The sequence below is a fragment of the Chryseobacterium sp. VD8 genome (genome assembly GCF_037149975.1).
GTDB classification, from domain to species: Bacteria; Bacteroidota; Bacteroidia; order Flavobacteriales; family Weeksellaceae; genus Chryseobacterium; species Chryseobacterium indicum.
The window spans coordinates 1-7,234 of record NZ_JBBCQL010000233.1 but is presented as its reverse complement, the minus strand read 5'-3'; the positions used below and the strand labels follow the sequence as shown (position 1 = coordinate 7,234).

The following is a 7,234-nucleotide window of genomic DNA, read 5'->3' as shown; positions in this document are numbered from 1 at the left end:
GAAGTAGCTACTTTCTACACCATGTTCAACATGAAGCCGGTAGGTAAATATGTTCTGGAAGTTTGCAGAACCGGACCTTGTATGGTTTCGGGAAGTGAAAAAATCCTTGACCACATCCGTACAAAACTGAACATTAAAGACGGACAGACCACGGAAGACGGAATGTTTACTTTAAAACCTGCTGAATGTCTGGGAGCTTGTGGATATGCTCCGATGATGCAGCTTGGAAAATTTTTTCATGAAAATTTAACGATAGAAAAAGTAGATGAAATCCTTGATCTTTGCAGAGAAGGACAGATCGCTTTAGACTAACAGAAATTTTAAATTCTACATTTTAGATTTTAAATTATTCACTTAACGTTTAATCATAATTAATGCAAGAAGCCAAAAGCCTATTGCAAGAAGCAAATAACAATGAGTAAAAAACTTTTACTTAAAAACGCACATATTGAAGGCATCCGCTACTTTGAAACCTACCGTAAGAACGGCGGTTACGAAGCTGCTGAAAAGGCTTTAAAAATGACTCCTGACGAAATTCTTGAAGAAGTAAAAGCTTCAGGACTTCGTGGACGTGGTGGAGCAGGATTCCCGACAGGAATGAAATGGAGTTTCCTTGCAAAGCCGGAAGGCATTCCGAGACACCTTGTTGTAAATGCCGATGAGTCTGAGCCGGGAACATTCAAAGACAGATATCTGATGGAGTTTCTTCCTCACTTACTGATCGAAGGAATGCTTATTTCATCGTACTGTTTAGGTTCAAATGTTTCTTATATCTACATCCGTGGAGAATACTCATGGATCCCCGATATTCTGGAAGAAGCTATTGAAGAAGCGAAGGCAGCAGGATTTTTAGGTAAAAATATTTTAGGAACCGGTTTCGATTGTGAAATTTACGTTCAGAGAGGTGGTGGAGCATACATCTGTGGTGAAGAAACCGCATTGCTTGAATCTCTTGAAGGTAAAAGAGGAAATCCGAGACTGAAACCGCCATTCCCTGCTGTAAAAGGACTTTGGGAAAGACCAACGGTAGTAAATAACGTTGAATCTATTGCGGCCGTTGTTCCGATCATTGAAATTACAGGAGCTGAATATGCTAAAATAGGAGTTGGAAGATCTACAGGAACAAAATTGATTTCTGCCTGTGGAAACATCAACAAACCTGGAGTGTATGAAATCGACATGACCATTACGGTTGAAGAATTCATTTACTCTGATGAATATTGCGGAGGAATTAAAGACGGAAAAAGATTAAAAGCCTGTATTCCGGGAGGAAGCTCAGTTCCAATTGTTCCGGCCAATTTATTATTAAAAACCGTAAACGGAGAACCAAGATATATGAACTATGAATCTTTGGCTGACGGTGGTTTTGCTACCGGAACCATGATGGGTTCAGGAGGATTTATCGTTTTGGATGAAGATCAGTGTATCGTAGAACATACCATGACTTTAGCGAGATTTTACAATCACGAAAGTTGTGGACAATGTACCCCTTGCCGTGAAGGAACGGGATGGATGTATAAGATTTTAAAGAAAATTGAGAAAGGAGAAGGAAAAATGGAGGATATCGATCTACTTTGGGATATCCAGAGAAAAATCGAAGGAAACACAATTTGTCCGTTAGGTGATGCAGCAGCATGGCCTGTTGCAGCGGCTATTCGTCACTTCAGAGATGAATTCGAATGGCACATCAAAAACCCAGAATTGTCTCAGACACAAAATTACGGATTGGCACATTATGCAGATCCAATTCCTGCTGTAGAGAAGAACGCTTAAGATGAAAAAGATATTGGCATTAGGTCTAATGATGTCGGGTTTTGTTTTCGGACAGGTAAAAAAAGATACATTAGAAGAAAAAGAATATAAACTGGAGGCTACTCCATACAAAGCTGAAAAAAAAGAAAAACCTTTACCCTTAAGCAAAAAAGGTCAGGTTTTCCTTTTCTACGGATGGAACAGAGCGGCTTACAGCAATTCTGACATTCATTTTTCGGGAAACGGTTATGATTTTCAGTTGAATAATGTCTCTGCGAAAGACAGACCAACGAAATTCGGAATTGTTTATTTCGATCCAAGCTGGTTTACAGTGACACAATATAATTTCAGACTTGGTTATTTTATTAAAGATAATTTAGCTTTGGTTTTAGGAATTGATCATATGAAATATGTAATGAATCAGGATCAGACGGTTGGGTTCTCAGGAAATATTTCAGACCCGACATACGCAGCCATGGTACAGAACGGGCAGGTAAATCTTGCCGATGAAAAGTTCCTTACTTTTGAGCATACCGACGGATTAAATTATGAAAACGTAGGACTTGAAAAATACAAAAATCTGGTTCATAAAAAGAACATTGATCTGGTATGGTCTTACGGAGCCGGAATCGGGTTTATGTTTCCGAAAAGTAATGTAAAGCTTTTTGGTAACGAGAGAAGCGACCGTTTTCACGTTGCCGGAATGGGAACCGATTTAAGATCCAGTCTTAACCTTGTATTCTGGAAAAACTGGATGCTGAGAGCAGAAGTAAAAGCCGGATACATCAATATGTGGGACATTAAAACGACATTAAATAATAAACCGGATAAAGCCAGACAGGATTTTGTTTTCGGGCAGGTTCTTGCCGGAATCGGATATACATTTAATACAAAAAAGTATAATTAAAACAGAGCTTAATTGCTAAGGCAAAAGCGAAAAGCATAGAATATGAGCGAAGAGGTTAAAAAATTCAAAATAACGATAGACGGACAGACTACTGAAGTTTTGCCGGGTACTTCTATTCTGGAAGCTGCAAGACAAATCGGCGGAAAATCTGTACCTCCTGCAATGTGCTACTACAGCAAACTGGAAACCAGTGGCGGAAGATGCAGAACCTGCCTTGTGGAAGTTTCCAAAGGATCTGAAGCAGATCCGCGTCCTATGCCGAAATTGGTGGCAAGCTGCAGAACCAACGTTATGGATGGGATGGAAGTAAAAAATCTTACTTCTGAAAAAGCTCAGGAAGGAAGAAAAGCAGTTACCGAATTTCTTTTGGTAAACCACCCTTTAGACTGCCCTATCTGTGATCAGGCGGGAGAATGTCACCTTCAGGATTTAGGGTATGAACACGGAAATCTTGAAACAAGAACGGAGTTCGAAAGAAATACGTACGAAGCAGACGATCTGGGTCCGCACATTAAATTGAATATGAATCGTTGTATTCTTTGTGCAAGATGTGTACTCGCTGCTAATCAGTTAACCGGAGAAAGAGAACACGGAATTTTGTTCAGAGGAGATCACGCTGAAATTTCAACTTATTTAAATAAAGCTTTGGATAATGATTTCATTGGAAACGTCATCGACGTTTGTCCGGTTGGAGCATTAACCGACAGAACAGCCCGTTTTTCAAGCAGAGTATGGTTTACAAAACCGATGAATGCTACCTGCAAATGCGATAAATGTTCCGGAAAAGCTGTAGTCTGGATGAAAGGTGATGAAATCGTGAGAGTTACCGCAAGAAAAGATCAGTGGGGAGAAGTTGAAGAATTCATCTGCGACACCTGCCGTTTCGACAGAAAAGAACTTTCTGACTGGAACATTGAAGGTCCGAGACACATCGACAGACATTCAGTAATTTCATTGAACCACTATGAAAAGCCTAAAGATGAACTGAGAGTTTTAGACAATCCGATGGCAAAGGAAATCAGTGAAAAAGACGAAAAATAAGAAGTTGGATGCCTGAAGATGGAAGATAGAGGTTTGTAACCGTAAAATATTCCGCTTCTCTTTTAACTTTAAAATCGTTAAAAAATAAAATAAATTGGTAATGTGATGAAGAGTTGATGCCACGATGTGACAAACTTCCAGCTCCCAGCTCCCATCTTCAAAACATTTAAAATAAAAAATGGATTTACTTACATTTAAACTTATACTTGTATTTGCGCTTTTCCTGCTTTCACTAACGATTGCAGCCTACTCTACATGGGCAGAAAGGAAAGTAGCTTCTATCATGCAGGACAGAATTGGTCCCAACAGATCAGGACCTTTCGGATTGCTTCAGCCTTTAGCCGACGGTGGAAAGTTTTTCTTTAAAGAAGATTTTACCCCTGCGAACGCAGAAAAATTCCTTTTCGTACTGGGTCCGGCTTTGGTGATGTTTATTTCATTAATCACAGGAGCAGTTATTCCTTGGGGTAAAAGTTTAAATATTGCAGGTACTTCTTACGATCTTCAGGTGGCAAACATCGATGTTGGTGTACTTTTCATCATCGGAATGGCTTCCATCGGAGTATACGGAATCATGATCGGAGGCTGGGCTTCCAACAACAAATATTCATTATTAGGTGCTATTCGTGCTTCTTCTCAGATGATTTCTTATGAATTGGCAATGGGATTGGCTTTGCTTTCTATCATTATGATGACGGGAAGTTTAGATTTAAAAGAAATTACGGAAAGTCAGACAAACGGAAAACTATGGGGATTCATTCCTTGGGTTTCGGGTCTTAACTGGAATATTTTCTATCAGCCGATTGCTTTCTTAGTATTTATTGTAGCGGCTTTGGCAGAAACCAACAGACACCCTTTCGATTTACCAGAGTGTGAATCTGAATTGGTAACAGGATATTCTACGGAGTATTCTTCCATGAAATTGGGACTGTATATGTTCGGCGAATACGTGAATATGTTTATTTCGAATGCTTTCATGGTTGTTCTGTTCTTCGGAGGTTACAACTATCCCGGAATTGAATGGGTTACTCAGAACTGGGGAGAAAATACAGCCGGAATTTTAAGTATCGTAGCATTTTTATTTAAAACCATCATCGGAATTCTGATCTTCATGTGGATCAGATGGACACTTCCGAGATTCAGATATGACCAATTGATGCACTTAGGATGGAAAACTCTGATTCCGATGGCATTGGTTAACTTATTAATTACAGGTGCTGTAATTTTAGCATTTGGAAATTAATTAATGTATCTAAATCTTATAGGTTTTTAAAACCTATAAGGTTTGTGTATGAATAGAATATTAAAAATTAAGATAACAGGCAAGATTCGTCTAAAATCTAATGTCTAACATCTAACATCTATAATTAAATGAAACTTACGAACAGATCAAAAGTTGTTTCTAATAAAGAAATGACCCTTGCTGAAAAAATCTACTTACCTGCGATTTTTACAGGAATGGGGATTACATTTAAGCATGCTGTAAGAACCGTATTGAAAGGTGCTCCCGCAGTATACTCGTATCCGGAAGTACAGAAACCGAGAGCAGAAATCTGGAGAGGTCAGCACGTTTTGAAAAGAGACGAAGAAGGCAGAGAAAGATGTACGGCTTGCGGACTTTGTGCGGTAGCATGTCCTGCAGAAGCAATTACCATGACTGCTGCTGAAAGAACCAAGGAAGAAAAGCATCTTTACAGAGAAGAAAAATATGCATCGGTATATGAAATCAATATGCTGAGATGTATTTTCTGCGGTATGTGTGAAGAAGCCTGTCCGAAATCTGCGATCTATCTTACCGACAGATTGGTGGACGTGGAAACCAACAGAGGTTCTTTCATTTACGGAAAAGATAAATTGGTAGAAAAAATAAATGAAAGGATTGACATCACAGAAAGACAATCCGAGAAACAAAAAAATGCGGTAAAATAATGGATCAGTTTTTATTTTTCTTGGTGGCGTTTTTAGCGGTGGCAAGTGCGGTTTACTTCGTTTTTGCGAGAAATCCTCTGTACGCTGTTTTGTCATTAATTGTTACAATGTTCTCTATTGCGGGAATGTACATCCTTCTGAATGCACAGTTCCTTGCGATTATCCAGATTATTGTGTATGCCGGAGCGATCATGGTATTGTTCCTTTACATTCTGATGATGCTTAACCTTAATAAACAAGACGAAAGTAAGAAGGGCAATACTTTAAAATTTGCCGGAGTTTTTACAGCAGGACTTTTGTTAATTGGAGTTTTAGGCGTTTTCAGAGGCGTTCAGCAGAAACAGATCGTTGTTGAAAATGTAGACAACGGTGTTGGTCTTACGAAAAATCTGGGAAGACTTTTGTTTAATGAATATGTTTTACCGTTTGAGCTTGCATCCATCCTTATTCTGGCAGGTATTGTAGGTGCGGTATTAATCGGTAAAAAAGATCTATAAAATTATGGGAGAAGTAAATACATTTATACAAAGCATCCCTCTGAATTACTTCATTATTCTTTCATCAGTATTATTCTGTTTGGGAGTTCTGGGAGTATTGCTGAGAAAAAATGCAATTGTTATTTTGGGTTGTGTAGAGCTTATGCTGAATTCTGTAAACCTTTTACTGGCTGCGTTTTCTGCATACAAAGGTAACGGCGACGGACAACTTTTAGTTTTCTTCATTATGGTGGTTGCTGCTGCGGAAGTAGCGGTAGGTCTGGCAATTATTGCTATGCTGTATAGAAATACCCGTTCTGTTGATGTAAGTATATTTAATAAATTAAGAGGATAAGAATGGAAAATTTAGTGTATGCAATAATACTTTTACCACTTTTAGGTTTTCTTATAAACGGACTTTTCGGAAAAAATCTTCCAAAAATTGTTGTTGGTAGTTTAGCTACAGCAATGGTTTTTGCATCTTTCTGCATCGCAGTAAGTATTTTCATTAATTTTGATTCGGAAAGCCAGCCTGTCATTGTAAAAGCTTTTGAATGGTTCAGAATAAACGGAGTTCAGATTAATTTCGGGTTCCAGATCGATCAGTTATCATTAATGATGGTGATGATCATCACAGGAATCGGATCTTTAATTCACCTCTACTCTATCGGATATATGAGCCACGATAAAGGTTTCTATAAGTTTTTCACTTATCTGAACCTGTTTATCTTCTCTATGTTGTTATTGGTAATGGGAAGCAACTACTTAATCTTGTTCATCGGATGGGAAGGTGTAGGACTGTGTTCTTATTTACTGATCGGATTCTGGTATACCAACGAAGAGTATGGTAAAGCGGCAAGAAAAGCGTTCATCATGAACAGAATTGGTGACCTTGCTTTATTGATCGGTATTTTCATGTTAGCTTCACAGACGAATGCTGTAGATTATTTAACAATCAAAGAAAATGCAGGAAAATTTGAATTAGACGGAACGGTAATCATTTTCATTACAACGAGTTTATTTATCGGTGCTACCGGTAAATCTGCTCAGGTTCCATTATATACATGGTTGCCGGATGCGATGGCGGGACCTACTCCTCTTTCAGCGTTAATTCACGCCGCAACGATGG

Annotated in this window: 9 protein-coding genes; all 9 read left to right on the top strand. The window is 38.6% G+C overall.

The features are described from left to right. Window positions 1-312 (top strand): NADH-quinone oxidoreductase subunit NuoE family protein (locus WFK35_RS18965; protein ID WP_336733877.1); only part of this gene is annotated, 312 nt, incomplete at its 5' end. Between the two features lie 102 nt (window positions 313-414). Then, window positions 415-1,773: an NADH-quinone oxidoreductase subunit NuoF gene (gene nuoF, locus WFK35_RS18960; protein WP_336733875.1), complete on the top strand. Its 1,359-nt coding sequence runs from the start codon at window positions 415-417 to the stop codon at window positions 1,771-1,773. Window position 1,774: 1 nt separating this feature from the next. Beyond that, a complete protein-coding gene (locus tag WFK35_RS18955; protein WP_336733873.1) occupies window positions 1,775-2,659 on the top strand; it encodes a hypothetical protein in 885 nt (294 codons plus the stop codon). 42 nt (window positions 2,660-2,701) lie between these two features. Continuing rightward, entirely contained in the window at window positions 2,702-3,700 is a 999-nt protein-coding gene (locus WFK35_RS18950) for a 2Fe-2S iron-sulfur cluster-binding protein (protein ID WP_087705825.1), read from the top strand. Between the two features lie 178 nt (window positions 3,701-3,878). Next, window positions 3,879-4,943 carry an NADH-quinone oxidoreductase subunit NuoH gene (gene nuoH / locus WFK35_RS18945; RefSeq protein WP_336733871.1) on the top strand — a complete coding sequence of 355 codons (1,065 nt, stop codon included), beginning with the start codon at window positions 3,879-3,881 and terminating at the stop codon, window positions 4,941-4,943. A 128-nt stretch (window positions 4,944-5,071) separates the two neighbouring features. Then, window positions 5,072-5,629: a NuoI/complex I 23 kDa subunit family protein gene (locus WFK35_RS18940; protein ID WP_027380121.1), complete on the top strand. Its 558-nt coding sequence runs from the start codon at window positions 5,072-5,074 to the stop codon at window positions 5,627-5,629. Further along, window positions 5,629-6,126 (top strand): NADH-quinone oxidoreductase subunit J family protein, encoded by a 498-nt coding sequence (locus WFK35_RS18935; protein WP_214588567.1) that lies wholly within the window; start codon window positions 5,629-5,631, stop codon window positions 6,124-6,126. The genes WFK35_RS18940 and WFK35_RS18935 overlap by 1 nt, the downstream gene beginning before the upstream one ends. Window positions 6,127-6,130: 4 nt before the next feature. Next, window positions 6,131-6,460, top strand: coding sequence for an NADH-quinone oxidoreductase subunit NuoK (nuoK, locus tag WFK35_RS18930; protein WP_027380123.1), 330 nt, complete (start codon window positions 6,131-6,133; stop codon window positions 6,458-6,460). A gap of 2 nt (window positions 6,461-6,462) precedes the next feature. Continuing rightward, on the top strand, window positions 6,463-7,234 hold a 772-nt coding region (locus tag WFK35_RS18925; RefSeq protein WP_336733868.1), incomplete at its 3' end, for a proton-conducting transporter transmembrane domain-containing protein.